Source organism: Lysobacter sp. OAE881 (genome assembly GCF_040546665.1).
Classification (GTDB): Bacteria; Pseudomonadota; Gammaproteobacteria; order Xanthomonadales; family Xanthomonadaceae; genus Lysobacter_J; species Lysobacter_J soli.
This window is the reverse complement of record NZ_JBEPOG010000001.1, coordinates 971,771-988,402: the sequence shown is the minus strand read 5'-3', so window position 1 is coordinate 988,402 and position 16,632 is coordinate 971,771. Positions and strand designations below refer to the sequence as shown.

At 68.8% G+C, this 16,632-nt stretch carries 13 protein-coding genes and 2 pseudogenes; 1 reads left to right on the top strand and 14 read right to left on the bottom strand.

From position 1 onward, the window contains the following. Nucleotides 1-3 precede the first annotated feature (3 nt). The 11 genes from ABIE51_RS04570 to gspE all read right to left on the bottom strand — a co-directional run bounded on the left by ABIE51_RS04570 (nucleotide 4) and on the right by gspE (nucleotide 9,505). Nucleotides 4-846 (bottom strand): type II secretion system protein, XpsN-like, encoded by an 843-nt coding sequence (locus tag ABIE51_RS04570; RefSeq protein ID WP_192632395.1) that lies wholly within the window; start codon nucleotides 844-846, stop codon nucleotides 4-6. Continuing rightward, entirely contained in the window at nucleotides 833-1,507 is a 675-nt protein-coding gene (gene gspM / locus ABIE51_RS04565; RefSeq protein WP_192632394.1) for a type II secretion system protein GspM, read from the bottom strand. The genes ABIE51_RS04570 and gspM overlap by 14 nt, the downstream gene beginning before the upstream one ends. Beyond that, on the bottom strand, nucleotides 1,497-2,720 hold the full coding sequence (locus ABIE51_RS04560; RefSeq protein WP_192632393.1) for a PilN domain-containing protein: 1,224 nt from the start codon (nucleotides 2,718-2,720) through the stop codon (nucleotides 1,497-1,499). The genes gspM and ABIE51_RS04560 overlap by 11 nt, the downstream gene beginning before the upstream one ends. Then, nucleotides 2,717-3,616: a type II secretion system minor pseudopilin gene (locus tag ABIE51_RS04555; protein ID WP_192632392.1), complete on the bottom strand. Its 900-nt coding sequence runs from the start codon at nucleotides 3,614-3,616 to the stop codon at nucleotides 2,717-2,719. Before ABIE51_RS04555 ends, ABIE51_RS04560 begins: the two co-directional genes overlap by 4 nt. Continuing rightward, nucleotides 3,613-4,284, bottom strand: a complete 672-nt coding sequence (locus ABIE51_RS04550; RefSeq protein ID WP_157029379.1) for a prepilin-type N-terminal cleavage/methylation domain-containing protein — start codon at nucleotides 4,282-4,284, stop codon at nucleotides 3,613-3,615. The genes ABIE51_RS04555 and ABIE51_RS04550 overlap by 4 nt, the downstream gene beginning before the upstream one ends. Next, the gene (xpsI, locus tag ABIE51_RS04545) at nucleotides 4,281-4,799 is read right to left on the bottom strand and encodes a type II secretion system protein XpsI (protein ID WP_192632391.1); all 519 of its coding nucleotides are present in this window, start codon (nucleotides 4,797-4,799) and stop codon (nucleotides 4,281-4,283) included. The genes ABIE51_RS04550 and xpsI overlap by 4 nt, the downstream gene beginning before the upstream one ends. Beyond that, nucleotides 4,796-5,290, bottom strand: coding sequence for a type II secretion system protein XpsH (gene xpsH / locus ABIE51_RS04540; protein ID WP_502913253.1), 495 nt, complete (start codon nucleotides 5,288-5,290; stop codon nucleotides 4,796-4,798). Before xpsH ends, xpsI begins: the two co-directional genes overlap by 4 nt. Continuing rightward, the gene (gene gspG / locus ABIE51_RS04535; RefSeq protein WP_115841382.1) at nucleotides 5,268-5,702 is read right to left on the bottom strand and encodes a type II secretion system major pseudopilin GspG; all 435 of its coding nucleotides are present in this window, start codon (nucleotides 5,700-5,702) and stop codon (nucleotides 5,268-5,270) included. Before gspG ends, xpsH begins: the two co-directional genes overlap by 23 nt. Before the next feature lie 368 nt (nucleotides 5,703-6,070). Then, the gene (gene xpsF / locus ABIE51_RS04530) at nucleotides 6,071-7,288 is read right to left on the bottom strand and encodes a type II secretion system protein XpsF (protein ID WP_115841381.1); all 1,218 of its coding nucleotides are present in this window, start codon (nucleotides 7,286-7,288) and stop codon (nucleotides 6,071-6,073) included. 84 nt (nucleotides 7,289-7,372) lie between these two features. Next, nucleotides 7,373-7,738, bottom strand: coding sequence for a GIY-YIG nuclease family protein (locus ABIE51_RS04525; RefSeq protein WP_343226635.1), 366 nt, complete (start codon nucleotides 7,736-7,738; stop codon nucleotides 7,373-7,375). Nucleotides 7,739-7,792: 54 nt separating this feature from the next. Next, nucleotides 7,793-9,505 (bottom strand): type II secretion system ATPase GspE, encoded by a 1,713-nt coding sequence (gspE, locus tag ABIE51_RS04520; RefSeq protein ID WP_192632390.1) that lies wholly within the window; start codon nucleotides 9,503-9,505, stop codon nucleotides 7,793-7,795. A gap of 161 nt (nucleotides 9,506-9,666) precedes the next feature. On the opposite strand from gspE, the gene ABIE51_RS04515 reads away from it, so the two are divergent. Beyond that, entirely contained in the window at nucleotides 9,667-10,200 is a 534-nt protein-coding gene (locus ABIE51_RS04515; protein WP_192632389.1) for a tetratricopeptide repeat protein, read from the top strand. A 68-nt stretch (nucleotides 10,201-10,268) separates the two neighbouring features. Here the strand turns inward: ABIE51_RS04515 and ABIE51_RS19330 are convergent. The 3 genes and pseudogenes from ABIE51_RS19330 to purL all read right to left on the bottom strand — a co-directional run. Next, nucleotides 10,269-10,949: pseudogene (locus ABIE51_RS19330) on the bottom strand (YadA family autotransporter adhesin); the annotation flags it as partial. Between the two features lie 21 nt (nucleotides 10,950-10,970). Continuing rightward, nucleotides 10,971-12,488 (bottom strand): annotated as a pseudogene (locus ABIE51_RS04510) (hypothetical protein); the annotation flags it as partial. Between the two features lie 160 nt (nucleotides 12,489-12,648). After that, on the bottom strand, nucleotides 12,649-16,572 hold the full coding sequence (gene purL / locus ABIE51_RS04505) for a phosphoribosylformylglycinamidine synthase (protein ID WP_192632387.1): 3,924 nt from the start codon (nucleotides 16,570-16,572) through the stop codon (nucleotides 12,649-12,651). Nucleotides 16,573-16,632 lie beyond the last annotated feature (60 nt).

The following is a 16,632-nucleotide window of genomic DNA, read 5'->3' as shown; positions in this document are numbered from 1 at the left end:
CTCTCAAGGCGTCTGGGCCGGGGGTTGCTCGGATTGCTGCTGCCGCATCTGTGCACGACGTGCTTCGATCCGCTTGCGGATGGCTTCCATCTGCGCCTCCGGCGTCATTGGCGTGTTTTCGCTGGGCTCGGGCGCCGGCGGCGGGGCCGGCGTCTGGGTGTTGTTTGCGTTGCGGTTCGACGCGGTGCCGTTGCCCGCGGGACGCGCGTTCGCGCTGGCGTTGCCCGGACGCGCGGCGTTCGCAGCGGCTGCGTTCGCCGCGGCTGGCGGCACCGGAACGCCCACCGGCTGCTGCCGGTTCGTGCCCGGTGCCGTGGCGACCGCGGTCGGAGGCTGGCCGCCGTTTCCATCGAACACGCGCAAGGTCATTTCGCGCCGACCTTCGGGACCTTCGAAAACGGCGCTGCGCGCGTCGAGCGAGGTCAGCCGCCAGGCCGGATGCGATTCGGGCACCTCACCGAGCTTCACGCGCACCGATTCGCTGCCGTCCGCCGGTTGCAGGATCGCCATCTTGAGCGTCGGCGTGATCAGCACGCTGGTCAGCACGTAATCGAACGCGGTCTGCTGGCCCTCGCCCTCTCCTTCGCCCTGCAGGAAGAAGGGCTTGGGCAGGCGATCCTGCGAGAACAGCGGACGCTGCGCGATGGCCGCGTACTGCGACAGCGGACCGAGCCGCTGCGGCGCCGGCGGACGCGCATTCGGCAGCGGGCGAAGCAGGCCAGGGTCGGCCTCCAGCGCCTGCGCGTGGCGACCCATGCCGAACACCGCAAGCAGCCACGCAAGCACCGCCCAGCCGGCGACGGTCGCCAGCAACCAGGTGCGCGGGCCAGCGTCATCGAGGCGCACGGGACACCTCCGCGACATTCGGCGACGGACGCAGGTAGCCGTAGAGATCGAAGCTCACGTCCAGGCCGCCATCGCCGCTGGGCTGGTTCGCGCCCGGCAGGAAATAGCCGCGCGAGGACAGCAGGTTGAGATTGCCGACGAACAGCCGCGGCGAGCCGGCTTCCAGCGCGTAGAGCACGCTCATGAGTTCCGGCGTCCCGCAACGCAGGCGCACCTGCACGATGACGCGCGGATAGCGGTCGCGACGCGGTTCGCTGAGCGGAGAGCGATTACTGATCGCGCAACTGCGATTGCCGGGACTGGCTTCGGCGACGACGCGTTCCAGTCGTTGCACGAGGCCGGCCGTCGCGAGCTCCGCGCTGCTTTCGGGCAGGAATCCCGGCGAACGCGCCTGCTGCGCGCGCACCTGCGCGAGGCGCTGCTGCACCTGCGGCGCCTGCTGCAGCTGCATGCGCTGGCGAAGTTCGCGCTGTTGCAGGCTTTCGACGCGCTCGTTGGCTTCCAGCATCGGCGCGGTGAACCACGGATGCACGAGGATCAGATAACCCAGCAGCAACGCGGCCAGCAGCAGGCCGAGCGCGAGCCACTGGTCGCGACCGATGCGCGGCGTCGCCGTGGCGGCCTGCACCTGCGGACGGGCGTGCGTCGGGTCAACCGCCATCGGCGTCCTCCGGCTGCGGCTGCGAGGGCGCCGGCGCGCGCTGTGCGGCCGATGCGGGCGTGCCGAGTTCGGCCGTCAGGGTGAAGCGATCGCGCCCGCTCACCGGGTCGGGCATCAGCGCGCCGGTGAGCGACGGCGCGCGCCACAGCTTCGAACCTTGCAGGCGCTGCACCAGCGATGGGGCTTCGCGGCTGAGGCCGATCATCAGCAGGTTGTTGTCCTCGATCGCCAGCTTTTCCAAGTACGTGCTGTCGGGCAGGCGCTGGGTGAGTTCGTCGAGCACTTCCACCGTGGTCGGACGCTGCGCGCGTTCGCGGTCGAGGAAGGCCTGGCCTTCGATCAGGTCGATCAACGCCTGCCGTTCGGCGGCGGCGCTGCGCGCGGCGGTCGCCTGGCTCGCGATGCGCGCTTCCAGTTCATCGGCAGCGGCGCGGCGGTTGGCGAGCAGCTGCCACATCGTCGCGGCGACGGCGATCACCGCCACCGCGGCGAGCGCGAGGTTCCAGTAGCGGAAGGCGTCGCCATGGCGACGGCGCAGCGCCGGATCGAGCAGGTTCACGCCGAGCGGCTGGCCGTTCTCGGCGCACAGGTCGATGCCGGCGAGCGAATCGGCCATCGGGCCTAACGACGACAGCGGCGCGTCGAGGCGCTGGCGCGGCACGACGACGAGTTCGGCCTCGATCAGGCCGTCCGCATCGCGACGGCCCAGCACGCGTGCGTCGAAGGCGACGTTGTCGGCGGTAAAGGGCGTCTGCCGGTCGATCTCGAAACCGACGACGTCGCGAAGCCGGTCGCCCGCAGCGCCCGGCAGGGTCAGGGGCCGGCGAAGGCCGGCAGCGGCGGGGAGCAGGAGCCAGCGCGGCAGATCGGCCAGGCGCGGCGGAAGCAGCGTCGCCAGCGGATCGACCGGCGCGACGATGGCGTCCTCGCCCGGCAGCGCGAGCTGCGGCACGGCGCCGAGGTCGCGAAGATCGCCGCCTTGCTGCAACCGCACCTGCACCGCGTCGCCCTGTACCTGCATCAGCAGGCGGCCGCGGTCGAAACCGAGCACGCGGCGGACGCGCGCCGGCAGCCATGCCGCGAGGTTGTGCGCCCACCAATGGGCGAAGCCGCCCGCGCCGGGCGCCAGACGCGCACCCAGGCGACGCAGCCGGTCCTGCGCCCAGTCGGCGGCAGGCCGGGTTGGTGGCCGGCTTTCGCTCCTTGCGTTCATCGCGGTGATGCTCCCTCCTCCCAGCGCAACGGCACGTACGCCATGCCAGGCAAGCCCCCTCCGCCCGTGCGAACCACCGCTCGCAGCAGCGACTGTCGACCGTCGGGAAGCCGCGCGCGGCTGTCGATACTATAGGTGCCGCTGCCGGCGCCGACCATGCTTGCGCCCGGCAGGGCGCCGTCCACCGGCAGCGCGCTGGCGGGCCGGCCGCGCTGGGCGACCAGGTCGGCACCGTTCAACCCCATCGCATCGAGCAGTTCCGCCGAGGCATACGCCGGATCCGGCTGGGCGCGGCCGCTGTAGACCGTCAGGTCCGGTTCGAGCTTCGCGTACAGCGCCGGCGTCATGCCCAGCACCTGCAGCAGCTCGGCGATGCTTTCGAACTCCGCGTCCTTGGCGCCATAGGGGCGGCCGGCCGCTTCGTAGTCGCCGTCCTCGGCGCCGCCGCCGGGCTGGGTCAGCAGGTCGGCGTCGCGCCAGTCGACGATCGCCCCGGCGATGCGCCCGGCTTCCGACGGCTCCACGCCCTTGCGCTGGATCAGCGCCGCCAGCAGGGGATGCGGCGCCTGGTTGATGTCGAGCTTGCCGTTCTCGTCGACGATCTTCACCTCGACCCGCGCGTCGCCAAAGCGCCAGCGATGCGCGGTGCCGTCGGGCTTCCATTGCAGGCGTGCATCCGGCAACGAGACGCGTGTCAGCGAATACTCGAGCCCCGCGCGCGCCGCGTTCGATGCGACGAGTCCCCGAACCAGCACGCGGCCCTGCAGCGATTCCACGCGTGCCGCCAGCGCGAAGCCGCCGATCAACGCCGTCAGCAGCACGATCAGCCACAGCACCAGGATCAGTGCCGCGCCGCGCTGGGGCGATGTCGACGCGTGGCGATGCGCGCGCGTCATTGCGTCTGCACCGGCAGCGAGAAGGCGCTGAAAGCCGGCGCCAGCGGCAGCGATACCACCAGCGGCGGCCACGCGGCGCCGTCGCGATCGATCATCGTCACTTCGACCAGCAACGGCAGTTGCTCGGTCGCCTTCCATTCGTCCAGCCAGTCGCCCAGGCGGCCGTCCTCATCGAGTGCGCGATAACGGAAACGCACCTCGCGCAGCCCGTCGACCAGCATCTCCGGCGGGCGCGGATCGCGTTCCTCCACCGTCTTGCCGGCCTGCACCATGCTGAGCGCCAGCGTCACGCGCGCGCCGTCGCCGGCGTCCTCGATCCTGAAATCGTGCAGGTACGGGCCACCGCGGCCGAGGTAATCGGGAATGTCGGCGACGAAGCGCATGCGCTCGCGCTCGCCGATGAAGCGCACCGCGATCGCGCGTGTCTGGTCGATGTCGAACGCGATCGGCCGCGCGCCGGTGAGGCGCGTGCGCATGAAACCTTCGACCGCGCGCATGCGCTCGCTGCGATCGGCCATCGCTTCGCCGCGCGCGGCGGTGCGCGTGGCGGCGCCCAGCGTCGCGAACGCGAGCGCGAGACCGGCGACGAGCAGCACCATCGCGATCAGCACTTCGATCAACGTGAAGCCGCGCGAGGCACGGGAATTCGACGGACGTGCATGCGTCATGGCAGCGTGCCTCCGCTACCGGCCGCGGCGATGCGCAGCGTGCGCAGTTGCAGCCGCTGTCCGGGGCCGTCGCCCCATTGCATCGCCAGCGTGACCTCGAACAGCTCCGGCCCGCCCAGTGTCATCGGCTGGCCACTCGCGGCGACTGCTGGATCCCGCCACGGCGCCACGCGCAGGCGCCAGCGATAGCGGCCCTGTTCGAAATCGCCGTCGCGCTCGCTTGCCGCCAGGCGCTGGCCGACGCCGACCTGATCCATCACCGACTGCGCGTACAGGGCCGCGCGTCCGGCGTCGGCGGACTGGCGCACCTGCCGCGCCGAACCGGACAGGATGCCGAGCAGCAACGTCAGCGCCATCGCCAGCAACGCGAAGGCGACGATGACTTCCAGCAGCGTGTAGCCGGCTTGAAGCGAGGAGCGAGTGGAGAGGAGTGAAGAGTGAGCAGGAGCGCGACGGCGCAACGGCGCCGGGCGATCGCCCCGCTCACTCCTCACTTCGACGAACGCACTCTTCATCCCCCCACCTGCGCGCGCTTCATCTTCACCTCGCCCGTGAGCCAGGCGACGTCGATGTTCCAGGCGGCCTTGCGCGCGCCGAGCTGCACGCGGCCGCCGGTACTGGCGCCATCGGGGAAGAACATGATCGCGCCCTCGCCGCGCCTGGGCTGCACTTCGCGCGCGCCGGTGAAGGTGATGCTCAGGTTCGGCGGAATGTCGCCATTGCGACCCATCGGCGCGGTCCAGGTGCGCTTGACCGGATCGAGCGTGAAGCGCTGCGGTTGCCCCGTCGCGATGGCATGCGTGCGGGTGAAACGCAGCGCGGAGGCGACCTGCTTCGTGCTGGATCGCAGTTGCATGCCTTCGCGCCCGCCGCTCATCGCCGCCAGCGCGAGCACGCTGATGGCGGCGATCAACGCGATCACCAGCAGCATCTCCAGCAGGGAAACGCCGCGTGCGCGATGCATGTCGGCTCCGACGGGTCGCTTACTCGTACTTGATGTCGCCATCGACGCTGGTGCCGCCGGGCTTGCCGTCCTTGCCCAGGCTCACCAGATCGAACGGGCCGCCTTCGCCCGGCGCGCGGTACTCGAGCGGATGGCCCCACGGATCCTTCAGTTCCGTCGCCTTCGCGTACGGACCAAGCCAACCGTTCACGTCGCTGGGCTGGGTGACCAGCTCCTCCAGCGAGGTCGGCAGGCGGCCGGTGTCCATCTGGAAGGATTCGATCTTGCCGGCCATCGTCTGCACCTGCGCCTTGGCGATGTTGTAGTCGCCGCGATCCTTGCCGCCGAGCACGCGGCTGCCGACGAAGGCCAGCACCGCGCCGATCAGCACGATCACGATGATGATCTCGATCAGGCTCATGCCGCGCTGGCGGGCGGCCGACGGCGAACGGGTCAGTGAACGGCGGTTGCGCATGGGGGTTCCTTGGAAAGGTGCGTCAGGAAGAAGGGGATGTTTACCCGAAAATCGTTGCCAGTGGTCTGACTGCGGGGGTCGATGTTCAGTTCCTGCGACGCGGGTGTGAATTGGGGTGTTTTGGGTGCAGGCTCCGATTGCTCGACCACGGCCATCCATGGCGCTACGTTTCCGTCTTCCGATCGCCCTGCCCGGGCATCCATGCCCGGTCGTTCGGCAGGCCACGCGGCAGTGCCGCTTCGCATCGACTTCAATTCGTTCAGTGCAGCCGTCCATGGCGCCACGCCCCGTCTCCGGATCGCCCGGCCCGGCCAATCCTGGCCGGGCGTTCGCCCGCGCGCGAGCCAGTGGCTCGCAAACGCGCGGGCTCACCCAATCGCGTTGGTCAGCCCGTACAGCGGCATCAGCACCGCCAGGACGACCACGCCGACCACCGCCGCCAGGACGATCGTCACCACCGGCACCAGCGCGGCGAGCATGCGGTCCAGCGCGATGGAGGTTTCCTGCTCGAAGGTTTCGGCGGTCTTCACCAGCATGGCGTCCAGCGCGCCGGACTCCTCGCCGACCTGGATCATCTGCAGCGCCAGGCGGGGATACCGCTTGCCGCGACCCAACGCCGTGGAGAGCGCGACGCCGTTCTTCACCTCCTGCGCGGCCGCGTCGACATCCGCCGCCAGCACGCGGTTGCCGAGCACGTTGCGACCGATGCCCAGCGCGGTGATCAGCGGGACGCCGTTGCGCACCAGCGTGCCCAGCGTGCGAGCCAGACGCGCGGTCTCGGCCTTCGCGACGAGGCCGCCGACGAAACGTCGCTGCAGCAGCCACGCATCGAAGGCTTCGCGGAACACCGGGTCGCGTCGTTTGCGATCGAACCACCACAGGCCCAGTGCCGGCACCGCGAGCAGCACGATCCACCAGTCGCGCACGAACAGGCCGATGCCCAGCACGATCTTCGTGAATAACGGGAGTTCAGCGTCGAGGCTTTCGTACATCGCGCCGAATTGCGGCACGACGTAGCCGAACAGGAACAGCAGGCTGCCACCGACCATCACCAGCAGGATCGCCGGATAGATCAGCGCATTGACGACGCGGCCCTGCAGCGCGCGCGTGCGTTCCAGGTAGTCGGCCAGCCGCGCGAGGGTTTCCTGCAGGCTGCCGCCGGCCTCGCCCGCACGCACCATGTTCACGTACAGGCGCGAGAACGTACCGTGCTGGCGTTCCAGTGCCGTCGACAGCGAACTGCCGCCACGCACCGCATCGCGCACGTCGCCGATGGTGCGACGCGCGGCATCGTCTTCCGGCAGTTCGAGCAGGATGGTCAGCGCGCGATCCAGCGGCTGCCCGGCACCGAGCAGCGTCGCCAGTTGCTGCGTGAACTGCACCAGCCGCGCACCGGCGAACGGCTTTGGCTTGAACAGCCCCTTCCACACCGACGCACCCGACGCCTCGCTCGCCAGCTTCGCCTCGACCGGCAGATGGCCCTGCTCCTGCAGTCGCGCGACGACTTCCGCACTGCTGCCGGCTTCCATCTGGCCGTCGAGCAGCTCGCCGCGCGGGTTGAGGGCTTTGTAGTGGTAGAGGGGCATTCGGGATTCGGGATTCGGGATTCGGGATTCGGGATTCGGGATTCGGGATTCGGGATTCGGATTAAGCGTATTCGCCTTTGCTCGTCATTCCCGCGAAGGCGGGAATCCATGGACGTTGCTTGTCGGTTTCATACCGACGAGTTCAGGCCACAAGTCGCGCCATGAAGGATTCATCTCGTCAATCAGCCTGATCTTCCAATCACGATTCCATTTCTTGATGCGCTTCTCGCGCATGATCGCCGACTCCATCGTGTCATGAACCTCGAACCACACCAGTCGGGTAACATCGTAGCGATCACTGAATCCGTCCACGACGTGCTCGCGATGCTGCCAGATGCGCTTGATCGGATCGCTGGTCACTCCGAGGTACAAGGTTCCATTGCGATTGCTGGCCAACAGATACACGCAGGGGATTCGTTCCATTCCCTTCCCTGAAAAAGCTACGTCCATGGATTCCCGCCTTCGCGGGAATGACGAGCAAAACGCGAGGAGCCTATGCCGCCCCTACGCATCCTCCGTAACGCGCAGCACTTCCTCGATCGTCGTCTCGCCGCGCAGCGCCTTGGCGATGCCGTCCTCGTACATCGTGCGCATGCCGTGCTGCCGGGCAATCTGCTCCACTTCGCCCATGCCCGCGTGGCGCATCACCGCGCGGCGCAGTTCGTCGTTCATGACGAGGAATTCCATGATCGTCGTGCGGCCCAAGTAACCGGTCGGCGCGATCGGCGACGGCATCGGGTGGTACAGGAAGATCTCGCCTTCGGGCTGGTAGCGGCGCAGGTCGAAGCGCTCGATTTCCTCCGGCGATGCGGGATACCGGCGCGCATGCGTGATTTCCAGCCGGCGCACCAGGCGCTGCGCGAGGATGCCGTTGATCGTGGACGTGAGCAGGTAATCCTCAACACCCATGTCGAGCAGGCGCGTGATGCCGCCGGCTGCGTTGTTGGTGTGCAACGTCGACAGCACGAGGTGGCCGGTGAGCGCGGACTGGATCGCGATGCGGCACGTCTCCAGGTCGCGCATTTCGCCGATCATGATGATGTCGGGGTCCTGTCGCACGATGCTGCGCAGCGCATGGGCGAAATCCAGCCCGATCTGCGGCTTGGCCTGGATCTGGTTGATGCCTTCGATCTGGTACTCGACCGGATCCTCGACCGTGATGATCTTGACGTCCGGCGTGTTGAGCTTGCTCAGCGCCGTGTACAGCGTGGTCGTCTTGCCGGAGCCCGTGGGGCCGGTGACCAGCAGGATGCCGTGCGGCTGGTCCAGCACCTTCTGGAACTGCGGCAGGAACGCGTCGGTGAAGCCCAGCCGCTTGAAATCGAACACCACCGTTTCGCGGTCGAGCAGTCGCATCACTACGCTTTCGCCATGCGCGGTCGGCACGGTGCTCACGCGCAGGTCGAGTTCCTTGCCCTGCACGCGCAGCATGATGCGGCCGTCCTGCGGCAGCCGGCGCTCGGCGATGTTGAGCTTGGCCATGATCTTGATGCGGCTGATCACGGCGGCGGTGAGGTTGGCCGGGGGGCTTTCGCCTTCGCTCAGCACGCCGTCGATGCGATAACGCACCTTCAGGCGGTTCTCGAACGGTTCGATGTGGATGTCGGATGCGCGCAGTTCGACGGCGCGCTGGATGACGAGGTTGACCAGCCGGATGACCGGCGCTTCGGACGCGAGATCGCGAAGGTGCTCGACGTCGTCCAGATCACCGCCGGCGCCCTCGCCTTCGGCCGTCTCGACGATGGCGCCCATCGCACTGCGACCCTGGCCGTACCAGCGTTCGACGAGGTCGCCGATTTCCGATCGCAGCGCCACGGCTGGGCGGATGTCGCGGCCGGTCGCCAGCCGCAGCGCATCGAGCGTGTAGGCATCCTGCGGGTCGGCCATCAGCACGTCGACGGCGGCGTCGTTCTCCGCGACCGGGCACACCGCGAACTGCTTCATGAATCGCGTCGACAGCGACACGCCTTCGGGCGGCAGTTCGGGCGCGTCCTTGATGGCGACCAGCGGCAGGTTCAGGACTTCGGCGCAGGTCTCGGCGTGGTCGCGCTCGGACACCAGGCCCAGCCGCGCGAGGAGCGCGAGCAGGCTGCCGCCGGTTTCCTCCTGCAGACGACGCGCGCGGGCGAGGTCCGCTTCCTTGAGCCTGCCCCTGGCGAGCAGCGCATCGACGATGCGCTCTTCGTCCGTCCCGGTGCGGGTGGCGACCTGATCCATGCTTTCACCTTCGGAGCCTCCGCCGACTTTAGCAGCAGGCCCGTGCAGGTCGCGATCCGCGGGGTTCCCAATTCGGCAAAGGCGTTCGCCCCGGACCGTCACGACGTTGCCTCGCGCCCGCGGGGCTCCGTAAGCTGCCGCTTCCACAGGGGGAACCATTCATGAAGACCAGTCTTTCCGTCGCCATCGCGGCCGCGGTGTTCGTCGCGGGTGCGGGCGTCGGCTACACGGCGCAGAAGCAACAGAAAACCACGACAGCGATGTACCACGCGAAGGCCAACCCGGAGGCGGCGAAGGAACTGCTCGCGGTGGCGAAGCTCCAGGCCGGCAAGGGCAGCTGGGAGCAGATCGCGGTCGGCCGCGTGTACTACCTCGGCGGCTTCAAGGCCGAAGGGCAGAGGATCTTCGACGCCATCCTCGCCGGCAAGCACGAGGACAGCGACGTGTTCCGCATCGCGCGCGTCTACAGCGAGGCTGGCGAGTGGGACAAGGCCAGGCCGATGTTCGACCGCTACTTCAAGGGCACCGACGACGACGGCACCGGCTATGCCGAAGTCGGCGCGCTGTACCTGATGAACGGCGACCGCGCGAACGCCGAGCAGATGTTCGACCGCTCGGTGGCGATCGAGCCGGAGGACCTGTGGTCGACGCTGCACATCGCCGGCGCGTACCTCAACGTTCGCCCGCAGGAATAACGAGGCCGGAAACAACGCGGGCCCGAACGGTGCCGGGCCCGCGATTCACCACCGCATGAAGACGCGCGTTACCAGCCGAAGCCTGCGCCAAGGCCGATGGACGATTCGCCGTCGCTGAATGCACCGCCGACGGTCACGGTCGCCCGGTCGCTGATTGCCCGCTGGTAGCCGACCGACAGCGCCGACTCGCCGCCCTGGAAGCCCATGCCGACGCCGATGCGGTTGGGCGTGCGCACGCCGGCCGCGCTGACCGCCATGTTCAACATCGCCGCGCCCATTGCGCCCTGGCGGTCGATGCGGTCGTCCTGGCGGCTGAAGCGGTCGTCGATGCCGCCCTGCAGCAGGTCGATGCGATCCGACAGCGCCTGCGCGCGCGCATCGGTGTAGCTGTTGGCGGACGCGACACCTCGATCGAGCTGCCCCTTGTTCACCGCATCCGTAGCCTGCGTGCCGGCGGCGACGTTGGTCACCTGGCGCTCGTTGCCCACGCTGCCCACCGAAACCGTGTCGGCGCGGTCGGCGACCGACCCTTGGCCCAACGCCACCGAGCCGGCCGCGGACACGGAAGCGCCCTGCCCGACCGCGGTACCGCCTTCGGCGCTGACCAGCGCATGTTCGCCGAGTGCGACGGCATCTTCGACACCGGTCGCACTCGCCTCGATGCCAAGCGCCGTGCTGCCGCTGCCGCCGTCGCCGTACAGCGGCGACCCGTAGGTGCCGTGCGTGTACCCGGCGAGCGCGCTGCCGGTAGCGCCCGGTTGCAGGCCGGCAAGCTGCTGGCCGATGGCCTCGATCGCCTGGTTGGTCGCGAACAGCTGCGATCCGTTCACTGCATCCGTGCTGTCGGCGCCCAGCCGGCCGGCCGCCACGTTCGTGAGCGTGCGTTCGAAACCGGCGGCACCCACACTCACCGTGCCCAGCGGCGCCCCACCGGCGAAGGCGTAGCTGACGCCGTTGATCGTGACATCGGTCGTCGCGACAGCCGCGCTGGTTACCGCGCCGCTGCCCAGCGCGACGCTGTCGTTGACCGACGCCGATGCGTTCGCGCCAATGGCGATGGCGTTGCCCGCGGACACCGACGTCCCCGTGCCCAGCGCGATGGCGTTGTCGACCGCGTCGACCGTCGCGTCGGTGCCGATCAGCACGACATTGCGGACGCCATCGCCGATCGTGTTGCCGTAGCCAGCGGCGAAATTTCCGACGCCGTTGTTCAGCGCGTAACCGTCACCAAACAGGAAATTACGGCTGCCGCCGGTCACCGTGTTGAGATCGCCGAAGACCGTCGTGTGCGTGACGTTCGTCACCGCATTGCCGTTGCCCGCGACATTGAGCGACGACCACGCCGACGGCGACCAGACATTCGTGTTGCTGTTGTCGTACGCCGACGCGGACGCGATGGTGTTGCCGACGCCGGTGACATTCGCCGCGCCGGTATTCGACACCTTGTTCGAGAAGCCCTGCGCATTCACCCAATACGATTCGCGCACCTGGTTGAAGGTGCCCTGCACGTTCACGCTGCTGGCCGAATCGACCTTGTTCTTGTTGCCAAGCACCTGCACGGCGTCCGTCTTCGCGGTCGCGGTGATGGCGTTCTGCTGGCCGATCGCGGTGGACGACTGGCCCTCAATGCGGTTCCTGTATCCGATCGCCACGCCGTTGAAGTTTGTGACGGTGCTTTCGTTGCCGATCGCGATGCTGTTGGCGAGGTCGGCACCCGCCACGGTCGAGGTCACCTGTGCGTTGTGGCCGATCGCGACGCTGTCGACGCCCCGTGCCTTTGCCGATGCGCCCACCGCCGTCGCGCCGTTGGCCGATGCCGACGACGAGAAGCCGATCGCGGTGGCGTCGACGACTTCGACGATGTTTTCGGGCCGGCCATCGACCGCGCTCCAGGTGAAATCGCCACCCGCGAAGGCCCAGGTGCCAACCGCAGTGGTCCCGCGACCGTAGGCCAGCGCGGACCCGAAGGCCGCCGAGTAGTCGCCGCGCGCTTCCGACAGCGCGCCGACGGCGGTGCTTTCGTAGCCGTAGGCATACGCGCCGAAGCCGACGGCGGTCGTGTATCCGTTGGTCGCCTGCGCCCCGGTGCCGAACGTGGACGACCGGTCGCCGGTGGCGACGCTGTCGTTGCCGACGGCGACGCTGTTCGCATCGGCTGCGTCCGCGTTGTCGCCCAGCTCGATGATCTGCTGCGCATGCAACGGCAGGCAGGCGATGGCAGAGAGCGCGATCGCGACACCGGCGCAGAGGCGCCTGACGCCGCGGACAGGACCACTCGTGCGATACATGGGGCAGCTCCTTACGCTTGAAAAGGAGCTGAACTATGTTTCCCGACTCAGATAACTTCCCTGCGAATTTGTCGGCGCGAAGTGATCTTCGTGCGCACATAGCGGAAAAAAGAAGGCCCGCACGAAGCGGGCCTTTTTCTCATGCAGCGAGTCGGACGACTTATCCGACCCAGACCCGCGCGTTGCGGAACATGCGCATCCACGGCGAATCATCGCCCCACTCGGCCGGTGCCCAGCTCAGGTTCGCCGTGCGCAACGTGCGTTCCGGATGCGGCATCAGGATCGTCGCGCGGCCATCGCGGCTGGTGAGGCCGGTGATGCCGTCGGGCGAACCGTTCGGGTTGAGCGGATAACGCGTGGCCGTGTTGCCGTTGCCGTCGATATAACGCAGCGAGACGTGCGCGGCCGACTGGTCCAGCGAGCTTTCGAACTCGGCGCGACCTTCACCGTGCGCGACCGCCACCGGGATGCGGGACCCCGCCATGCCACGGAAGAACAGCGACGGCGACTCGACGACTTCCAGCAAACCCAGGCGCGCCTCGAACTGCTCGCTGCGGTTGCGCAGGAACGTCGGCCAGTGTTCGGCGCCAGGGATGATCGGCTTGAGCTGCGAGAGCATCTGGCAGCCGTTGCACACGCCCAGCGAGAAGCTGTCCTCGCGCGCGAAGAACGCCGCGAAGGCCTCGCGCAGCGCGCTGCGTTCCAGCACGGACGTCGCCCAGCCGCGTCCGGCACCGAGCACGTCGCCGTAGCTGAAACCACCGCACGCGGCGATGCCCTTGAACTGCGCCAGATCGACGCGCCCGGCGATGAGGTCGCTCATGTGCACGTCGACGGCCTCGAAGCCGGCGCGCGTGAAGCCCAGCGCCATTTCGATCTGGCCGTTGACGCCCTGCTCGCGCAGGACCGCGACCTTCGGGCGCACGCCGGTGTTGACGAACGGCGCGGCGACGTCGTCGGCCGGGTCGAACGTGAGCTTCGGCTTCAGGCCCGGCGCGTTGAAGTCGCGCGCGACGGTGCGTTCCTCGTCGGCGCCTTCCGGGTTGTCGCGCAGCTTCTGGATCGCGTGACTGGTGGACCACCACGCATCGAAGAGTTCGTCCCAGCGCCACTCCACCAGCGTCTTGCCGTCGTCGCGCACGCGGATCGCTGGCGCCGTGGTCGGGCGGGCGATGCGCTGGGCGCAATCGATGAGGCCGTGGCGTGCGACGAGATCGGCGAATTCCGCGCGGTCCTCGAGCGACACCTGCACGATCGCGCCCAGCTCTTCGTTGAACAGCGTGCGGAACGGATCGTCGCCCCAGCCGTCCAGCGTGATGTCCAGGCCCACGCGCGAGCAGAACGCCATTTCGCACAGCGCCGCGAACGCGCCGCCGTCGGAACGGTCGTGGTACGCGCGGACGAGGCCGGCCTCGCGTGCGTCGCGGATGAGTTCGAAGAAGTCGCGCAGGCGCTGCGGATTGTCGAGGTCCGGCACGCCGAGCGGGCCGGCGAACGCGGGCAGCGAACCCTGGCCGTCCGCGGCGTCGGGATGGCACTGCGCCAGCACCGAACCGCCAAGGCGCTGCTTGCCGGCACCCAGGCCGATCAGCCACAGCTCCGAGTCCTCGTCGCGCGCGAGCAGCGGCGTCAGCTGCGCGCGCACGTCGACGACCGGCGCGAACGCGCTCACGATCAGCGACACCGGCGAAACCGACTTGTGTGCCTGTCCATCGGCATGCCACTGCGCCTGCATCGACAGCGAGTCCTTGCCGACCGGGATGCTCAGGTCGAGCTCCGGGCACAGCTCGAGTCCGACCGCCTTCACCGCATCGAACAGTCGCGCGTCTTCGCCGTCGTGGCCGGCCGCGGCCATCCAGTTGGCGGACAGCTTGACGCGGTTGAGCGATTCCACCGGCGCGGCGCAGAGATTGGTGATCGCCTCGCCCACGGCCATGCGTGCGGCGGCGGCGGCATCGATCAGCGCCAGCGGCGTGCGCTCGCCGATCGCCATCGCCTCGCCGACGAAACCGTCGAAGCCGGAGAACGTGATCGCGCAGTCCGCCAGCGGCAGCTGCCACGGGCCGATCATCTGGTCGCGCGCGGTGAGGCCGCCGACGGTGCGGTCGCCGATGGTGACCAGGAAGTTCTTCGAGGCGACGGACGGATGCGCCATGACGCGCAGCGCGGCGTCGCGCAGTTCCAGGCCGTCCCAGCGCAGCGCGGGCCACGGCGCGGCCTGCGGACGACGCGTGTCGCGATGCATCTTCGGCGCCTTGCCGAACAGCACGTCCATCGGGATGTCGATCGGCCAGTCGCGACCGGCTTCGCGCGCGGTTTCGCGGGTGGCGCCGTAGCCGACGACCAGGCGTTCTTCCGCGGTGGCAAAACCGACGGCGGCGAACGGGCAACGCTCGCGTTCGCAGATCGCCGCGAATTCCGCCACGCGGTCGGCCGGAATGCCGAGCACGTAACGCTCCTGCGATTCGTTGCACCACAGTTGCATCGGCGAGAGCGACGGATCGTCGCTGGGTACCTTCGCCAGGTCGATGATGCCGCCCAGGCCCGAGTCGTGGAGCAGTTCGGGAATCGCGTTCGACAAACCGCCTGCACCGACGTCGTGCGCGGTCGCGATGGGGTTGTCTTCGCCGCGCGCCACGCAGCGGTCGATGACCTCCTGGCAGCGGCGTTCCATCTCGGGGTTGTCGCGCTGCACGCTGGCGAAATCGAGTTCCTCGTGGCTTTCACCCGAGGCGACCGAACTCGCGGCACCGCCGCCGAGGCCGATCAGCATGGCCGGGCCGCCAAGCACGATCACCGCGTCGCCCGGCTGCAGGCCGAGCTTCTTCACCTGCACGCGATCGATCGCGCCCAGGCCGCCGGCGAGCATGATCGGCTTGTCGTACGCACGGGCAACAGGCCCGCCAACAGACGTACCTTCGTCCAGTTCGAAGCTGCGGAAGTATCCGCTGAGGTTCGGCCGGCCGAATTCGTTGTTGAACGCGGCCGCGCCGATGGGGCCTTCGATCATGATTTCCAGCGCGGACGCCATGCGCGGGTTGAGCGCACGCTCGCGCTCCCATGGCTGCGGCAGCGTGGGGATGCGCAGGTGCGACACGCTGAAACCGCACAGGCCGGCCTTCGGACGGCCGCCGCGACCGGTCGCGCCTTCGTCGCGGATTTCGCCGCCGGCTCCGGTGGACGCACCGGGGAACGGCGCGATGGCGGTGGGATGGTTGTGCGTTTCGACCTTGATCGCGAAGGCCGAATCGACCTGCGCTTCCTCGCGGTACGCATGCGTCTGCGGGTCGGGGCGGAAGCGACGGCTCGCATAGCCTTCCACCACCGCCGCGTTGTCGCTGTACGCCGAGAGCGTGTGCCCGGGCGTGGTCGCGTGCGTGTGCTTGATCATCTTGAACAGCGACGTCGTCTGCTCGACGCCGTCGATGGTCCACGATGCATTGAAGATCTTGTGGCGGCAGTGCTCGGAATTGGCCTGCGCGAACATCATCAGCTCGACGTCCGACGGCTCGCGGCCCAGCGCGGCGTAACGCTCGCGCAGGTAGGCGATTTCGTCGTCGGCAAGCGCGAGGCCCAGGCGCGTGTTCGCCTGCTCCAGGTCCGCGAGCGGGATGCGTTCGAGGTCGCCGCGCACCGGTACGGAGAACAGCGCCACGGCGTCCTCACGGGCTTCCAGCAGCGACTGCGTCATCGGGTCGTGCAGCACCTTCGCCAGCGCGCCCTGCGTCGGGGCGTCCGACGGCCAGCCGGCCAGGTCGTATCGCGTGCCGCGCTCCACGCGCTTGACCGGCAGGGACGCGCCGTGGAGCAGTTCGGTCGCCTTGCTGGCCCAGGGCGACAGCGTGCCCAGGCGCGGCGTGACGTAGCGCGATACCGCGTCGGCAGCGCGCGGCGCGGCGTCGGGTTCGGCCTGGAGGATGCGGCGCAGCGCATCGGCATCGGGGTTTGCGCCGGCGTCCGGTTCGACCCAGTAGACGGGCCACGCGCCAAGGAGGCGGACGGACGGATGGAGGGCTTGCAGTCGGGCTTGGAGCCGTTCCAGTCGGAACGGCGACAGGGCGGAAGCGCCCTCGAGGACGATCATGTCCGGGGAACCGTGCAACGTCGGGCCCGACATTGTACCCAAGCGCTCCCCGGCCCGCCC